The organism is Dactylosporangium sp. CA-052675, from assembly GCF_050947935.1.
GTDB lineage: Bacteria > Actinomycetota > Actinomycetes > Mycobacteriales > Micromonosporaceae > Dactylosporangium.
On the sequence record NZ_CP192010.1, the window covers coordinates 3002003 to 3017143 of the forward strand.

Sequence of the window (15141 nt, forward strand, 5' to 3'; positions counted from 1 at the left end):
CTCTGCGTATGCGCCGTCACCGTGCTTCGCGCCCGAGCGCGATCGCCGGGCAACTGGTGGCGCCCACGGCGTCGGGTGCTACTTCGACGCCGCCTCCAGCCGCGGCAGCAGCTGCAGCGCCGTCCGGCGGGCGACGGACAGGTTCGCCGGGTCGCTGGACTCCGAGGAGACGTACACGTCCACGTCCCGACCGTCCTGCCACACGTAGAGGTGCCCGGCGAGGGAGTACGCGGTGGTGCCGACGCCGATCACCGGCTGGGCCTGCTTGTTGCGGATGTCGAAGTTCTCCCGCGTCTCCAGGCTCACGGTCACCGTGAGCTGGCCCTGCGAGAGCTGCCACTGGCAGTAGCGGCTGGTGGGGCTGGAGCCGCCGTCGTCGGTCATGAGGGTCACCGACTCGCCGGTCAGCGTCTGCACCTCCGCCTTGGACATGAGCTTGCAGATGTCGGGCACCGCGCCGGCCTCCTTGGTGCCGGTCGACGGCTTGGCCGAGCCGCTCGCCTTCGCCGAGGGCTTCGCGGAGGCCGAGGCCGGGGCGGAGGCGACGGCCACGGCCGAGGCCGGGGTGGAGGGCTTGGCGGCGGTGGTGCCGGCGTCCTGCTGACAGCCGGCGAGCCCGAGCGCCCCGAGGGCGGCCGCGGCGAGAACGATGATGCGACGGGTCACGGTGCGCTCCTCAGATCGGTTTGGTACGACCAAAGGTGCGGGATGGCCGCCCCGCCGCACGCACGGAGGGTGCGACCTGGCACGTTTTCGTGACCCGTTCAGTCCCAGCGGGTCGCGTTGGCCTCGGACAGGGTGCCCGGAGCGTCCAGTACCACGCAGAACGGCAGCCCGGCCGGGTCCCGCATCACCTGCCAGTTCCCGGCCCGCTCGACCCGCGTGGCGCCCAGCGCCTCGAGCCGGGCGACCTCCGCGTCGAGGTCGTCGGTGTGGAAGTCGAGGTGCATCCGGGCGTCGCCGTCGCCGAGCCGCTGGGCGAGCAGCAGCATGTCGTGGTTCGGCAGCCGGGCGCCGTTGAACTCGGGGTACGCGCCGACGACCGGCATCTCGGCGCCGGCCGCGCCGGACCAGAACGCCACCGTGGCGTCGTGGTCGTGCGCGGGCACGTCGACGCAGATCGCGTAGAGCCTACTGAAGTGAGCCACGCCCAGCAGTATCCTCGCGCGATGCCGACCTTCTTGCGGTGCCCGCGGCGGACGGGGTCGCGCCGGCCCGGCTGCTCCCGGCGCCGGCCGCCGGCGGGGTGCTGAACACGCCCGCGTCCTGGGCCGTCTTGCGGCGTCCGCGGCGGACGGGGTCGCGCCGGCCCGGCTGCTCCCGGCGTCGGGCGCCGGCGGGATGCTGAACATGCCCGCGTCCTGGGCCGCGGTGGCCGCCTCCACGGTGTGGACCCCGCGGCCGCCGGGGTTTGAGAACGCGGTCGGCGCCGAGTACCCGCGCGAGCCCTACGGGGAGATCGGCGGCCTCATCCTTCCCTGACCAGCGACGCCTCCGCGATCAGGGTGACCAGGCGGTCCAGCACGCCGGGGGCCAGGTGGTGCGACATGCCCGCGATCTCCACGTGCCGCGCGCCCGGGATCGCCGTGGCCGTGGCGCGCCCGCCGCTCGGGTGCACCATGCGGTCCACGTCGCCGTGGATGACCAGCGTCGGGGCCGTGATCCCGCGCAGGGCGGCGGTGCGGTCGCCCGAGGCCTGGATGGCGCCGATCTGCCGCGCGACCCCCGCCGCGCGGGCCGGTCCGCCGCCCCGGTCCCACACCTCGGCCGCCCAGGCGCGCTCCTCCGGCTCGTCGTACGGGTAGGTCCGCGACCCGATGTGATCGAGCATCCCCAGGTGCCGCCGCACCCACTCCTCACGGGTGCGGGCGGCGCGGCGGGCCATGCGCAGCAGCGTCGAGCGGGCCGGCTGCCCGATGCCCCGCGCGCCGGTGGTCGAGAAGATCGACGTGAGGCTGGCGACGCGGTCCGGGTGGGTCGCGGCCAGCGCCTGCCCGATCATCCCGCCCATCGACATGCCGACCACGTGGGCCCGCTCGATGCCGAGGTGCCCGAGCAGCCCGGCGGCGTCGCCGGCCATGTCCTCGAGGCGGTAGGCGCCCGGCAGCGGCCGGGCGACGAGCTGGCGCAGCTTGCCGGGCGGGCGGGCGTCGACGCGGGTCGAGCGCCCGGCGTCGCGGTTGTCGAAGCGGACCACCCGGAAGCCGTGCGCGGTCAGGCCGTCGAGCAGCGGGCGGGGCCATGAGGTCAGGTCGAGGCCGAGGCCGGCGATGAGCAGGAGCGGTACGCCCTGCGGATCCCCCTCGGTGCGGTAGCACACCCGCACGCCGCTCGGCAGGTCGCAGAACTCGTCGTCGATCACGTCCGTCAGTCTCGCGCGTTTTCGCTCCCGGCCCTAGCCCGGTCGTGCCTGCGCGGACCCGCGGGAAGCGCGGCAGCGGGCCGGCGGTGCGCTGCGGTGCTCGGGCCAGGTGCCGTCCGGGATGGTACGGGTCCGTACGCGAGGGGCGGCAGCGGGCCGGCGGTGCGCTGCGGTGCTCGGGCCAGGTGCCGTCCGGGATGGTACGGGTCCGTACGCGAGGGGCGGCAGCGGGCCGGCGGTGCGCTGCGGTGCTCGGGCCAGGTGCCGCCCGGGATGGTACGGGTCCGTACGAAAGGTGAATTCGAACGTGTGTTCGAGTATCGTGAGTGGTGGTTCGGTCGTTGCCTCAACAGGGTGAGGGGTGGTGGCGATGACGTCGGACGATGACCAGGGCTGGGCGGTGCGCCTCGATTGGCCGGTCGCGCGCCGGGGCGGGGTGCGGCACGAGTTCACACAGTTCACGCCGAGCCTGCGGCGGGCGCTGCGCCGGGCGGTCGGCACCAGGCGCTACTGGGCCACGGGGCCGGTGCGCCCGCTCGCGGTGACCGTGGTGCCGATCGGCCGGGCGGAGTATGACGCGCACGGCCGCGAGTGCGCCTCGCTCACGTGCCCGACCATGGCCCCGCTCCTGGGCATGGCCGCAACGGCTCCGGCCCCGCTGCCCTGACGCCGTTGGCTCGACACCGCTGCACCTGAGACTGCGGCACTTCAGACTGCGGCACTTCAGACTGCGGCAATTGGGACTACGGCACTTGGGGCAGCGGCACTTGGGACAGCGGCACTGGAACCGCGGCACTTGGGACTGCGGCACTTGGGACCGCTGCCTGGCGCCGCTGCCTGGACGCGGTTGGCTCGGCGCGGCTGCCCCTGACGGGGCTGCTTCGGCGCGGCTGCCCCTGACGCGGGTGCTTCGACGCGGAGCGCTACGGGCGGCCCGTGCCGAGCGCGCGCATCACGGCCGTCCCTCCGCGGCCGCGCACCGCCCGGCCCGCCTGGCGTGGGAGCGACCGGCTTGCCGATGCTTGCCCAGCAGGTCGGCGCCCGGGTGCCGACGCCGTTTGCCCTGACGCCGTTGCCCTGACTTGGCTGCTTGACGCCGTTGCCTGACTTGGCTGCCTTGACGCTGTTGCCTGACGCGGCTGCCCGCTCCGGTGGTCCTGCGGCCCCGTTCTCGTGGTCCGGGTTCGCCCCGTGCACATCGGCGGCTTCGGTACGTTTGGCCGGTGAGCATCGAGGACACGAGCGCCAGGCTGCGGCGGTTCCTGCCGGTCAACGTCACCTACGTGCGGCGGGCCGACGGGTACGAGGTGTTCATGTCCTCGGGGGTGCGGTTCACGATCGGCGCCGGGCAGACCGAGGACGGCCTGGAGCTGGCTCGGGCAGCCGTGCGTGAACGCCTCGGTGACACACCGCTCGGCGGGGAGACCGTCGACCCCGGCCTCGACCTCGTCGAGTGGCGGGGGATGTGGTTCGAGCCGTATGCCGACCGGTACGGCCTCGACGATCCCACGCCCGCCCAGCGGGAACAGCTGGAGGCGTGCGCCGAGGTGTACCGCGCCGGGCTCGGGGCGGTCGACATGTCGGCCAACGTCGTGCGGGTGGTGCCGGGCACGCGGGAACAGTTCGAGGCGGCGCGGGCGGTGCCGGTTCCGGACGGGTTCGTGCGGGTGGCCAAGGAGGTGAGCGGCCCGGACGGCACGGTATGGGTCTTGTGGCTCGTGCTCAAGGACCGCTGGGAGCTCGACCGCCCGGACTGAGGCGCCTCGCCGTGCCCGCTCGGCCTGGCGGGAAGCGCGGCAGCGGGGCGTGCCCGCCCGGAGTGAGGCGTCCGGCCGTGCCCGCCCGGACTGGCGCGAAGCAGGGCAGCGGGCCGTGCGCGCCTGGACTGAGGCGTCCGGCCGTACCCGCCCGGACTGGCGCGAAGCACGGCCGGCTGTGCCCGCCCGGACTCGCGCGAAGCACGGCCGGCTGTGCCCGCCCGGACTCGCGCGAAGCACGGGCGACCCCGCCGCTGACGGCGTGTCTGCGAGGCCGCCGGGACTCGACCGTATCGGCGGCCCATGACATCCCCCCGGCGTGTCACCGAGCACCCAATGGCCCGGCGCCGCGAGGAGGAGCCGGCACACGGTCAGGTCGCGGCGCGCAGGCGCGGCGCGGGGTCGTGCGGCGGGTAGCAGAGCATCACGGCGATGTCCGGCAGGCCCAGGTCGCCGCGCACGACCTCGATGAACTGCTCGGCGGCGTGCTCCGCCGGCGACCGGGCGACCCGCCACTCCTCCCAGGTGTAGCGCTTGAGCCGCGCCACGGTCGCCAGCTTGTTGACCTCGAGGTCGACCTCGTGCACCGCGGCGGCGACGGACGGCGAGCCGTGGAACCACACGGCGACCACGGACTGGTTGAAGGCGACGCCCAGATCGAGCGCGCGCGCCAGCGCCTCGTGCGACTCCGGCGTGTCCGGCTCCAGCAGCGCGAGGGCCCGGTACGCCTCGCGGGAGGCGTAGTACGCGCCGATGAACTGCTCGTAGACGCGCATCCGCTGGTCCCGCTGCCAGCGGCGCACCTCGACGCGGCCGTCCCAGAAACGGCCGACGATCAGGCCGAGCAGGGCGGTGACGGCGGCGATGATCGCAGACTGCATGAGAAGCCTCCTCTGCCGGCCTCACAGTGTCGCAACGGCCCGCAACGGCCGTCGATGGCCCGGATCAGGGGCGGGCGGCCCGCACGGTCCAGGAGTCGCGGCGCGGGTGGTGCTCCAGCGCGATCCGGCCCGTCGCCCACAGCAGGGCCCGGCCCGCGTCGGGGTCCACCGGCGGCGGGACGTGCGGGAACAGCCGGGTCAGCACCGCCGCCGCCAGGTCCGGGGGAGGGGTCCAGCTCAGGCCGAGGCCCTGGGCGATGTCCCAGGTGTGCACCAGGATCTCGTTCACCCCCATCGCCGCGAAGCCCGTCCGGTCGGTCGGGCCCCAGTGCCAGGCGGTCGCGTCCGGGCCCGCCGCGTCGAGCTCCAGGGTCAGCAGGCGGGCGCACGAGGCCATGATCCGCAGGACCGTGCGGGGGTCGGTGCCGGGGCGGACGACCAGGTCCAGGGGGAGGTAGGCGGACTCGGCCCGGGCCGCGAGCTGGGTCGCGTACGCGGTCAGGTCGTGTGCGATGTGCTCGGCCGTGGCCAGGCACGTCCACTCCAGCACGCCCGCCGGGGCCGACCAGGCCGCCGGCGTCGTGGCGGGCCCGCGCAGCAGGGTCAGGGACTCGTCGAGGGCGCGCCGGACATCTGCGCTGTCCATGAGGGCACCGTATCGGCGGCCGGCAGCGGGCGCACCTCGTCCGCGGTCAGCGGGATCGGGCCGCGGAACTGGCGGGCCACCGCCGTGAACCAGCCCAGATGGATCTCGTCCCGGTCGGCCACGAAGGCGGCGCGCAGCTCGTGCCAGCGCAGGCCGGGGTGGCGGTGGTGCACGTTGTGCAGGTTGAACGCGAGCACGAAGTACTCCAGGGGCCGCGGCAGGGCCAGGTTCATCGCGTCGAGGGGGCGCTCCAGGCGGGTGCGGTAGTGGTACGCGTTGTCGGCCAGGGACACGATCAGGGCCCGGGCGCCGACCGCGCTCCACAGCATCCAGCAGTGCCCGCCCCAGGCCAGGGACGAGCCGGTGTACGTCACGATGACCGCGATCGCCTCCACGCGGAACCGGCGCAGGTTGTCGCGGCGCGCGACCCGCTCGAAGAGCAGGCCGGTCACCGAGTCCAGGGAGTCGGTCCGGCGCACCAGCAGCCGCCAGCCCGGGCGCGGCAGGAGGACGAGCAGCACCGACAGGAGCTCGACCACGTACAGGCCGCCGAGCAGCCGCGGGTAGTACGTCCGCGCCGCCGTCAGCCACGAGGATTTGGCGGGATCGTAGACCTCGGTGCGCTCGCGCTGGGTGCGGCTGTAGCGGTGGTGCAGCAGGTGGCCGGCCTTGAGCAGCGTGAACGGGCCGCCGTAGCCGACCGCGAGCAGGCGGCCGAGGCGGTCGTTCCAGGCCCGGTTCCGCAGCAGCGTGCCGTGGATGGCCTCGTGGATGAGCGACCACAGCGGGATCGTGGTGAGCGCGAGCGGGACGAGCAGCCAGGCCCAGCGCGCGTCGAGCGGCAGGAGCACCAGGGGGAGCACGGCGAGTTGCAGCAGCAGGGCGGCGAGCGCGGTCCCCACCAGCGCGATCGCCAGCACAGACTGACGGCGAACCATGTGCGCACGCTAACTCGGCCAAGGAAACGGCCGAGTGTCCGCCTCACGAAGACTTGGGTGGCACCATGGCCGGGTGCTGCTGGAGATCATCGCCCTGGACGCCGCCGACGCCCGGGCCGCCCAGGACGGCGGGGCGGACCGCGTCGAGCTGGTCAGCGACATGGCCGCCGACGGGCTCAGCCCCGCCCCGGCGACGGTCGAGGCGGTGCGGGCCGCGGTGTCGATCCCCGTCCGGGTGATGCTGCGCACGACGCCGGGGTTCGCGGCCGACGTACCGTCGCTGCGAACCACCCTCCGGCGGCTGCGCGCGGCCGGGGCGGCCGAGTTCGTGCTCGGCTTCCTCGACGCCGGCGGGGCGGTGGACCGGGCGGCGCTCGACGCGCTGCTGGACGGCTCCCCGTGGACGTTCCACCGGGCCATCGACCACGCCGCCGACCGGGCCGCGGCCTGGCGCGCGCTGGACGGCCTGCCCGGCCTGACCTCGGTGCTGACGGCCGGCGGGCCGGACGGGATGGACGCGGGACTGCCCGGCCTCCTGGCCGACGCGCCGATGCGTCGAGGCCTGCTGCTGGCCGGGGGCGGCCTGCGGGCGTCGCACATCCCCGCGCTTCGACAGGCCGGAGTCCGTGCGTTCCACTCGGGCACCGCGGTACGACCCGGCGGCCGCTGGGCCGCCCCCGTCTCGCAGCGACTCGTCGAGCGGCTGCGTCAGGCGCTGGGCCCGGCGACCCCGAGCACGTTGCCCTCCGGGTCCTGAAAGTGCCCGACGGTGAACGACCCGGAGGCCGGCTCCGGCCCCATGATGCGCTTCCCGCCGAGGCTCTCGGCCCGGGCCAGGGCCTGCTCGACGTCGGGCACCCCGACGTAGAACAGGACGCGCCGCGGGTACCCGTCGCCGCCGCAGACCCCGCCGTTGATCCCGGCCGAGTCCTCCTCGACGAAGTGGTAGTTGCCGTCCGGCGCGACGGTCGTGGTGGCCGCGTTCCCGGGCGGGTTGAAGCGCCACTGGAACAGCCCGGCGTAGTAGTCGCGCAGCTTGCCGGGCTCGATGCCGCTGATCTCGAAGTGGACCACGGGCAGACCCATGTCGAGCTCCTCTCCTCGATGGTGTCTCCTGTCAGGCAACGAGGTGCCTTCCTACCGGGCGACGAAGAGAGGAGCTCGAACCGGACAGGTCAGAGGGACCAGTTCTGGTTGGCGCCGCCGCCGCAGGTCCAGATCTGCAGCCGGGTGCCGTTGGCCGAGCTGGGGCCGGTCGCGTCCAGGCACTTGCCCGAGCCCACGTTGACCAGCGTCTGGCCCGTGCGCGTCCACTTCTGGGCGTTGGTGCCGTTGCAGTCGTACAGCTGCACCTTCGTCCCGTTCGCGGTGCCCGCCGCCGTCACGTCCATGCACTTGCCCAGCGCCCGCAGGGTGCCGTCCGAGGCGCGGGTCCACTTCTGGGCGCTGCTGCCGTTGCAGTCGTAGAGCTGCACCGCCGTACCGTTGGCGGAGCTCGCACCGGCGACGTCCACGCACTTGCCGCCGTAGCCGACGATCTGGCCCGCGGTGCCCGTCGGGCCCGTGGTCGGCGTCGTCGGGCCGCCGGTCGGCGACGTGCCCAGCCACGCGTTCGCGGCCGAGGAGCCGGTGCTGTCGATCGCGGTGTTGCTCTCCACGGGGCTGGGCACCGAGGAGGGGAAGACGATGAACGTCACCGGGCCGGCGGTGCCGCCGGTGGCCGGGTTCGGGTCGATGCCGAGCGCGGTGGCCAGGGCGTAGGAGCCCTCGCCGATGATGTTGTCCGGGCCCTCGTCGGCGAAGACCGCGTACGCGACCTGGTTGTTGTAGACGACCGCGGCCACGGCCCCGGGCCGGATGCCGTTCGCGCCGTAGTCGAAGCGCGAGCTCGGCAGCGGGATCACGTAGTAGCGCGTGACGTCCGAGGTGAAGTACGAGCCGTTCGACGTGGTGAACGAGGTCTGGGCCTGGTACCACGGGTCCGTCGAGGCGTTGCAGCGCGACGTGCCGATGCCGTCGCAGTCGATGTCCATGTCGGCGGTCCAGAAGTAGGCCGAGCCGCTCTTGCAGATCGCGACCGTGGCCGCGCCGCCGTCGTCGGTGGCGTACTTGCCGTTGGACACCTGGTTGCAGGTCTGGGTGCGGGCCAGCAGCTGGCTCGCGGTCGGGCCGGCGGCGAGCGCGGCCCTGTTCGTCTGGGCGAGGGCGTACGCGGTCGTCGCGGTGAACGAGAGCACGACGGCCGCGAGGGCGATGAGGGGCAGGCGGTACCGCTTCACGAGCAGGCTCCTAGGAAGACTGACGGGTCTCCCAACGGCACGTTGCGGACGTGTTGGTGAGCCGAAGGTTGCGGATAGGAAACCTTATTGACAGATATGTGTCAATAGCTGCTCGGGCGGCAGGAGGGCCCGCGCCGCGTCGGGGTCACTGCCCGGCTTCCCGGGCGGCGATGGCGGCCTGGATGCGCCGCAGCGTGCGCAGCGCCTTCTTCGCCGCGGCCCGCACCTCGCCGTCGAACACCGTGGTGCCGCGGTCCTCGGCCTGCAGCCGCTGCAGGGTCGCCGCGACCCGCTCGTCGCCGGTGGAGCCCAGCGCCACCGCGGCCCAGTAGCGGCGGTTCGGGTCCGGGTCGTCCGCGGCCGCGATCAGCCGCGGCACGACCTGCGGGGCGAAGGCGGCCAGCGCGCTGGCGATGTGGCCGATCCGCGGGAAGCGGCGGTGCTCGAACTCGTGCCACAGCGCGTCGAGGGCCTCCGGGCCGCCGATGTCCGCGAGGGCCTCCGCGGCCCGCAGCCGCACCCAGTCGACGCCGTCGCCGAGCAGCGGGCGCAGCGCGGGCACGGTGGACGCGTCGCCGAGCCGGCCCAGGGCCCGCAGCGCCTCCTCCACGACCTTCCACTGCGGGTGGTCGAGCAGGCCGACCAGCGCCGGCACGGCCTCGCGCACCCCCATCGCCGCGCAGCCCATGGCCGCCCAGGCCTGGCAGTTGTACCGGGTGTCGTCCAGCGCCGCGAGCAGCGGCTCCCGCAGTGCGCCGGGCGGGGTGTGCGCGGCGATCACGTCGGCGTGGTTCATGGCCCGGGTGTACAGCGAGCGGTGGTAGGCGGCGTAGTCGCGCACGAGCGCGTGCAGCGCGGCGACCGCGGCCGGGTCGCCGAAGTCGTGCGCCCGCTCCAGGAGCCGGTAGAGGTGCTCCTCGCGGGTGTCGAGGTCACCGTCGCGCAGGACAGTCGCGGTCATTCGAGCGATCTTATGCCGTCGCGGCCCTCCGGGCCGCCGTCCGGGCGTCCGGGCCGCCGTCCGGGCGTCCGGGCCGCCGTCCGGGCGTCCGGGCCGCCGTCCGGGCGTCCGGGCGCCGCCCGCGGCCGGTCGGTGAGCCGGTCGGTGAGCCGGTCGGCGAGCCGGTCGGGCCGGGGGCGGGGCAGCTCCGGCATGCTGTGCGGTGTGGACAACACCCGCCCCTTCACCCTCTCGGAGCTGCCGGCCGTCGCCGGCGACGTCGCCGCGCGCCTGATCGACGCCGGGTTCACCGAGGCACCGCACCTGCGCCAGGCCCTCGCGCTCGCCGAGGAGGCCGGCGAGTTCGTCGGCGCCGTCCGGCGGCACTACGGGATGGCCCGCCGCACCGGCTCCCGCGAGGACGTCGAGGCCGAGCTCGCGGACGTGGTCATCACCGCCTTCGTGACCGCGCACACGATGGGCATCGACCTCGAGCGGGCGGTGGGGCAGAAGCTCGGCGTGGTGTACACCCGCGGCTGGCGGGAGGAGCGATGAACTGGCTGGAGATCGTCGGCTGGGCGGGCTCGGCCCTGCTCGTGTGGTCCCTGCTGCAGCGGCGCCTGCTGCGGCTGCGGCTGTTCAACCTGGTCGGCTCGCTGGTCCTGATCGGCTACAACGCCGGGGTCCGGGTCTGGCCGATGGTCGGCCTGAACCTCACGCTCGCGGTGATCAACGTCTGGCAGCTGTACTCCCTGCTGCGCACCCGCCACGACGAGCGCACCTACCAGGTGGTGCAGGTCGCGACCGACGACAACTTCCTGGCCCACGTGCTGCGCGTGCACTGGGCCGACATCGCCCGCTTCAACCCCGACTTCCGCTTCGACGACGACGGGCACCGCCTCGCCTTCCTCACCCTCAACGCCGACGAGATCGTCGGGGTCCTCATGCTGCGCCCGTCGCCGCAGGACCCCGAGGTCGCGCAGGTCGAGCTGGACTACGTGACGCGGCGGTACCGCGATCTGTCGCCGGGCGAGTTCGTCTTCCGCCAGAGCGGGCAGCTCACCGCGCACGGCTTCCGGCGCGTGCTCACCCCGCCCGGGATGGTCGCCCCGTACTACTCGCGCCTCGGGTTCGAGCGCACCGGCGACCGGTACGAGCTCGACCTGGCCCGGAGTTTCGATTAGCTCTGCTAACGAGGTATATTTCCGGGGTGGATCACGAAGGGCTGGCCGATGCGCTGGCGTCGCAGCTCAACGGCGTGCGCCGGGTGCTGCGCCGGCGCCTGCGGGCCGGGCTCACGGTCCCCGCGCTGACCGGCAGCCAGGTCGAGCTGCTGCGGCTGGTCGAGTCCGCGCCGGGCACCGGCGTCTCGGCCGCGGCCGCGCAGCTGCACCTCGCCGGCAACTCGGTCAGCACCCAGGTCAACCACCTCACCGAGGCCGGGCTGCTGCGCCGCGAGCAGGACCCCGCCGACCGCCGCTCGGTGCGGCTCTTCCTCACCGACGCCGCGGCCGAGCGGCTCAACGCCTGGCGCGAGGCGCGGATCTCGCTGCTCGCCGCGGCGCTGGACGCCCTCGACGAGGACGAGCGGCTGGCCCTGGCGGCGGCGGTCCCGGCCCTGAGCCGCCTGGCATCCGTCCTCGCCGAGCAGGGGGAGCGCGCATGAACCCGGCCGTTGAGATCGAGGGACTGCGGCACCGCTTCAAGGAGACCCTGGCCGTCGACGACCTCTCGCTGAGCGTCCAGCCCAGCGAGATCTTCGGGCTCCTCGGCCCCAACGGCGCCGGCAAGACGACCACGATCCGGGTGCTCACCACGCTGCTGCCCCCGCAGGCGGGCCGCGCCGAGGTCTTCGGGCTCGACGTGCGCCGCAACCGGATGGCGGTGCGGCGGCTCATCGGCTACGTCCCGCAGGCGCTCTCGGCCGACGCGGCGCTCAGCGGGCGCGAGAACGTCGCCCTGTTCGCGCGGCTGTTCGACGTGCCGCGAGCCGAGCGCCGGGCCCGCGCCGACGCCGCGATCGAGGCGATGGGCCTGGCCGAGGCGGCGGACCGCCCGGCCGGCACCTACTCCGGCGGCATGATCCGCCGCCTCGAGCTCGCCCAGGCCCTCGTCAGCGCGCCGCGGCTGCTCGTGCTCGACGAGCCCACGATCGGCCTCGACCCCGTCGCCCGGGCCGGCGTGTGGGAGCGCATCACCGAGGTGCGGGCCGAGACCGGCATGACCGTGCTCGTGACCACGCACTACATGGAGGAGGCCGAGGAGTACTGCGACCGGGTTGCGCTCATGCACCGCGGCCGGATCCGGGCGCTCGGCTCGCCCGCGCAGCTCATCGCCTCCGCCGACGGGGACTCGCTGGACGACGTTTTCCGGCAGTACACCGGGGATGATCTGGACGCAGGGGGGTTCAGCGATGTCCGTGCGACTCGCCGCACCGCACGCCGTCTCGGCTGAGGCCGGGCGCACGAATCCGGTGCGGGTCCTCGCGACCCGGATCGCCGCGATGTGCCTGGTCGAGCTGCAGAAGCTGCGCCGCGACCGCACCGAGGTGATCACCCGGGCCATCCAGCCCGCCCTGTGGCTGATCATCTTCGGCCAGACGTTCACCCACCTGCGGGCCATCCCCACGGGCGGGCTGCCGTATCTCGACTTCCTCGCCCCGGGCATCCTGGCCCAGTCGGCGCTGTTCGTGTCGATCTTCTACGGCATCCACATCATCTGGGAGCGCGACGCCGGCGTCCTGGCCAAGCTCATGGTGACCCCGACGCCGCGGGCCGCCCTGGTCACGGGCAAGGCGTTCGCGGCCGGGATCCGCGCGCTCGTGCAGGCCGTGGTGGTGCTCGTGCTGGCCGCGATCCTGGGCGTGTCCCTGACCGGCAACCCGCTGAAGCTGCTCGCCACAGCGGTGGTGCTGCTGCTCGGCTCGGCGTTCTTCTGCTGCCTGTCGATCGTCCTGGCGGGCCTGGTGCTGAAGCGGGACCGGATGATGGGCATCGGCCAGGCGATCATGATGCCCCTGTTCTTCGCGTCGAACGCCCTCTACCCGGTCTCGGCGATGCCCGGCTGGCTGCGGGTGCTCAACCACGTGAACCCGCTGAGCTACGAGGTCGACGCGCTGCGGGGCCTGCTCATCGGCACTCCCGCGCACCTCCTGCTGGACTTCGGCGTGCTGGTCGGCGCGGTGGCGGTCGCGGTGTTCGTGGCCTCGGCGATCCTCGGGCGCCTGACTCGTTGACATTTGCCCCCGTGTCATAAAAGGGTGATCTCGACGCGCTGTGACCGCGAGCCGGTGATGGCCTACGATGCGTACTCATGGCAGATGGCGTCGGCGACGAGCAGGCCGGCTGGTCGGACCGGATCGACACGACCACGGCGCACCCCGCCCGGCGGTACAACTACTGGCTGGGCGGCAAGGACAACTTCGCCGCCGACCGCGAGTCCGGCGAGGCGATCGCGCGCGTCTACCCGGCGATCCGCACCACCGCCCTGGAGAACCGCGCCTTCCTGCAGCGCGCGGTGCGCTACCTGGCCGGCGAGGCGAACATCCGGCAGTTCCTCGACATCGGCACCGGCATCCCGACCGCGAACAACACCCACGAGGTCGCGCAGAGCGTCGCCCCGGACTCGCGGATCGTCTACGTCGACAACGACCCGATCGTGCTGACCCATGCCCGGGCGCTGCTGACGAGCACGCCGGAGGGCCGCACGGCCTACATCGACGCGGACCTGCGCGACCCGGCCACCATTCTCGGCGACGAGAGCCTGCGCAAGACCCTCGACCTCGACCAGCCGGTCGCCCTGATGCTGATCGCGATCGTGCACTTCCTGTTCGACGAGGACAAGCCCTACGAGATCGTGCGGTCCCTGGTCGACGCGCTGCCGTCGGGCAGCTACGTGGTGATGACCCACGGCACCGCGGACCTCAACGACCCGGCCGCGCGCGACTACGCGCTGCGCGAGATCAAGGCGGGCCGCCTGAAGGTCGACGCCATGCCGCGCAGCCTGGACGAGGTGGCGCAGTTCTTCACGGGTCTGCAGATCGTGGAGCCGGGCATCGTGCCGGTGACGGGCTGGCGCAACCCCGTCCCGGAGGAGGACCGGCCCCCGCTGGTCGACACGGCCATGTACGGCGTGGTCGCCCGCAAGCCGTAGCTCCGAGACGATCCGGCGCCCGTCAGTCCCCCGCACGGCGGGCGCTGAACGTCCGTCAGTGCCGCGCACGCCGGGCGCTGAACGTCGGTCAGTGCCGCGCACGCCGGGCGCTGAACGTCCGTCAGTGCCCCGCACGCCGGGCGCTGACGGCGGCCGGGCCGGTTGAGCCGCGCACGGTCAGGTGCACCGGCAGCATCACCTGCTGGCGAGTGGTCGGCGAAGGGGCCGAGGTCCGGTCGAGGCGCGACAGGAGCATCGACACCGCCACCCGCCCGGCCTGCTCGATCGGCGCCGTCAGCGTGGTCAGCGGCGGATGGCAGAAGTCCGCGCCGAAGATGTCGTCGCAGCCGACCACGCTGAGGTCCTCGGGCACGCGCACGTGCCGCTCGCGCAGGCGCTGCAGGATGCCGATCGCCAGCAGGTCGTTGAAGACGATGCACGCCGTCGCGCCGGTGTTCAGGACCGCGTCCGCCGCGGCCGGGCCCGAGCCGCGGCCCGACGGGAACGGGCCGACCCGCGTGAAGGTCAGGCGGTGGCGCGCCGCCACCTCGCGCATGGCGTGCCAGCGGGCCTCGTTGGGCCACGAGCGCTGCGGGCCCGAGACGTAGGCGATGTCCCGGTGGCCCAGGGAGAGCAGGTGCTCCGCCGCCTGGCCGATGCCCGCCGGGGTGTCGATGATCGCGCTCGGGACGCCGCGCACGTTGCGGTTGATCGTCACCAGCGGGATCTCGCCGGCCAGGCGGGCCAGCTCGCGGTCCGGCAGGCGCGACGCGGCCAGGATCGCGCCGTCCAGCGAGCGGCGCATCTTGTGCAGCATCTCGGCCTCCAGCTCGCCGGAGTCCTCGGTGTCGATCAGCAGCTGGGCGTAGCCGGCCGCCTTGAGCTGCTGCTGGGTGCCGCGGATCACGCCGAAGTAGAACGGGTTGGTCACGTCGGAGACGAGCACCGCGATGGCGCGCGTGCGGCCCGAGGACAGGGCACGCGCGGGGGAGCTGGGGACGTAGCGCAGCTCGCGGGCCGCGGCCTCGATGCGCTCCCGCGTCACGGCGTTCACCCGGCCGGGGTTGTTGAGGGCGCGCGAGACCGTGGACGCGGCGACCCCCGCCGCCGCGGCGATGTCGTTGATCGTCACGGGGCGGTCGCGGCCGGAGGGGCGGGGCATGCCGACAGCGAAGCAGATTTGGCA

At 73.8% G+C, this 15141-nt stretch carries 20 protein-coding genes; 10 read left to right on the forward strand and 10 right to left on the reverse strand.

Annotated elements, in window-relative coordinates; translation table 11 throughout:
* Nucleotides 1–78: 78 nt before the first annotated feature.
* Nucleotides 79–666: a DUF3558 family protein gene (locus tag ACQP1P_RS13600; protein ID WP_433086578.1), complete on the reverse strand. Its 588-nt coding sequence runs from the start codon at nt 664–666 to the stop codon at nt 79–81.
* A gap of 98 nt (nt 667–764) precedes the next feature.
* On the reverse strand, nt 765–1148 hold the full coding sequence (locus ACQP1P_RS13605; RefSeq protein ID WP_433086580.1) for a VOC family protein: 384 nt from the start codon (nt 1146–1148) through the stop codon (nt 765–767).
* Nucleotides 1149–1350: 202 nt separating this feature from the next.
* On the opposite strand from ACQP1P_RS13605, the gene ACQP1P_RS13610 reads away from it, so the two are divergent.
* Nucleotides 1351–1482 carry a hypothetical protein gene (locus ACQP1P_RS13610; protein ID WP_433086582.1) on the forward strand — a complete coding sequence of 44 codons (132 nt, stop codon included), beginning with the start codon at nt 1351–1353 and terminating at the stop codon, nt 1480–1482.
* Here ACQP1P_RS13610 and ACQP1P_RS13615 read toward each other — a convergent pair.
* Nucleotides 1469–2362 carry an alpha/beta fold hydrolase gene (locus ACQP1P_RS13615; RefSeq protein ID WP_433086584.1) on the reverse strand — a complete coding sequence of 298 codons (894 nt, stop codon included), beginning with the start codon at nt 2360–2362 and terminating at the stop codon, nt 1469–1471. The genes ACQP1P_RS13610 and ACQP1P_RS13615 overlap by 14 nt on opposite strands.
* A gap of 370 nt (nt 2363–2732) precedes the next feature.
* On the opposite strand from ACQP1P_RS13615, the gene ACQP1P_RS13620 reads away from it, so the two are divergent.
* Both ACQP1P_RS13620 and ACQP1P_RS13625 read left to right on the forward strand, forming a co-directional pair.
* Nucleotides 2733–3029, forward strand: coding sequence for a hypothetical protein (locus tag ACQP1P_RS13620; protein ID WP_433086586.1), 297 nt, complete (start codon nt 2733–2735; stop codon nt 3027–3029).
* A 556-nt stretch (nt 3030–3585) separates the two neighbouring features.
* Nucleotides 3586–4119, forward strand: coding sequence for a hypothetical protein (locus tag ACQP1P_RS13625; RefSeq protein ID WP_433086588.1), 534 nt, complete (start codon nt 3586–3588; stop codon nt 4117–4119).
* Between the two features lie 371 nt (nt 4120–4490).
* Here the strand turns inward: ACQP1P_RS13625 and ACQP1P_RS13630 are convergent, their stop codons facing one another.
* The 3 genes from ACQP1P_RS13630 to ACQP1P_RS13640 all read right to left on the reverse strand — a co-directional run bounded on the left by ACQP1P_RS13630 (nt 4491) and on the right by ACQP1P_RS13640 (nt 6584).
* Nucleotides 4491–5000: a hypothetical protein gene (locus tag ACQP1P_RS13630; RefSeq protein WP_433086590.1), complete on the reverse strand. Its 510-nt coding sequence runs from the start codon at nt 4998–5000 to the stop codon at nt 4491–4493.
* A gap of 64 nt (nt 5001–5064) precedes the next feature.
* A complete protein-coding gene (locus tag ACQP1P_RS13635) occupies nt 5065–5646 on the reverse strand; it encodes a maleylpyruvate isomerase N-terminal domain-containing protein (protein WP_433086592.1) in 582 nt (193 codons plus the stop codon).
* Nucleotides 5604–6584: a fatty acid desaturase family protein gene (locus ACQP1P_RS13640; RefSeq protein ID WP_433086594.1), complete on the reverse strand. Its 981-nt coding sequence runs from the start codon at nt 6582–6584 to the stop codon at nt 5604–5606. The genes ACQP1P_RS13635 and ACQP1P_RS13640 overlap by 43 nt, the downstream gene beginning before the upstream one ends.
* Nucleotides 6585–6657: 73 nt before the next feature.
* On the opposite strand from ACQP1P_RS13640, the gene ACQP1P_RS13645 reads away from it, so the two are divergent.
* Nucleotides 6658–7341 (forward strand): copper homeostasis protein CutC, encoded by a 684-nt coding sequence (locus tag ACQP1P_RS13645; protein ID WP_433086596.1) that lies wholly within the window; start codon nt 6658–6660, stop codon nt 7339–7341.
* Here ACQP1P_RS13645 and ACQP1P_RS13650 read toward each other — a convergent pair.
* The 3 genes from ACQP1P_RS13650 to ACQP1P_RS13660 form a co-directional block, all read right to left on the reverse strand.
* The gene (locus ACQP1P_RS13650) at nt 7293–7670 is read right to left on the reverse strand and encodes a VOC family protein (protein ID WP_433086598.1); all 378 of its coding nucleotides are present in this window, start codon (nt 7668–7670) and stop codon (nt 7293–7295) included. The two genes, ACQP1P_RS13645 and ACQP1P_RS13650, sit on opposite strands and share 49 nt — an antisense overlap.
* 89 nt (nt 7671–7759) lie before the next feature.
* Nucleotides 7760–8863, reverse strand: coding sequence for a ricin-type beta-trefoil lectin domain protein (locus tag ACQP1P_RS13655; RefSeq protein WP_433086600.1), 1104 nt, complete (start codon nt 8861–8863; stop codon nt 7760–7762).
* A gap of 145 nt (nt 8864–9008) precedes the next feature.
* On the reverse strand, nt 9009–9824 hold the full coding sequence (locus tag ACQP1P_RS13660) for a HEAT repeat domain-containing protein (RefSeq protein ID WP_433086602.1): 816 nt from the start codon (nt 9822–9824) through the stop codon (nt 9009–9011).
* 204 nt (nt 9825–10028) lie between these two features.
* Here ACQP1P_RS13660 and ACQP1P_RS13665 point away from each other — a divergent pair, with 204 nt between their 5' ends.
* From ACQP1P_RS13665 to ACQP1P_RS13690, 6 genes are all read left to right on the forward strand, one after another.
* Nucleotides 10029–10358 carry a MazG nucleotide pyrophosphohydrolase domain-containing protein gene (locus tag ACQP1P_RS13665; protein WP_433086604.1) on the forward strand — a complete coding sequence of 110 codons (330 nt, stop codon included), beginning with the start codon at nt 10029–10031 and terminating at the stop codon, nt 10356–10358.
* On the forward strand, nt 10355–10987 hold the full coding sequence (locus tag ACQP1P_RS13670; RefSeq protein ID WP_433086606.1) for a hypothetical protein: 633 nt from the start codon (nt 10355–10357) through the stop codon (nt 10985–10987). The genes ACQP1P_RS13665 and ACQP1P_RS13670 overlap by 4 nt, the downstream gene beginning before the upstream one ends.
* 26 nt (nt 10988–11013) lie before the next feature.
* Complete coding sequence (locus ACQP1P_RS13675) at nt 11014–11469, forward strand: MarR family transcriptional regulator (RefSeq protein ID WP_433086608.1); 456 nt, start codon at nt 11014–11016, stop codon at nt 11467–11469.
* Complete coding sequence (locus tag ACQP1P_RS13680; RefSeq protein WP_433086610.1) at nt 11466–12257, forward strand: ABC transporter ATP-binding protein; 792 nt, start codon at nt 11466–11468, stop codon at nt 12255–12257. The genes ACQP1P_RS13675 and ACQP1P_RS13680 overlap by 4 nt, the downstream gene beginning before the upstream one ends.
* Nucleotides 12217–13038, forward strand: a complete 822-nt coding sequence (locus ACQP1P_RS13685) for an ABC transporter permease (protein WP_433086612.1) — start codon at nt 12217–12219, stop codon at nt 13036–13038. Before ACQP1P_RS13680 ends, ACQP1P_RS13685 begins: the two co-directional genes overlap by 41 nt.
* A gap of 77 nt (nt 13039–13115) precedes the next feature.
* Entirely contained in the window at nt 13116–13955 is an 840-nt protein-coding gene (locus ACQP1P_RS13690; protein WP_433086614.1) for an SAM-dependent methyltransferase, read from the forward strand.
* A 121-nt stretch (nt 13956–14076) separates the two neighbouring features.
* Here ACQP1P_RS13690 and ACQP1P_RS13695 read toward each other — a convergent pair whose 3' ends face one another.
* Entirely contained in the window at nt 14077–15117 is a 1041-nt protein-coding gene (locus tag ACQP1P_RS13695; protein ID WP_433086616.1) for a LacI family DNA-binding transcriptional regulator, read from the reverse strand.
* Nucleotides 15118–15141 lie beyond the last annotated feature (24 nt).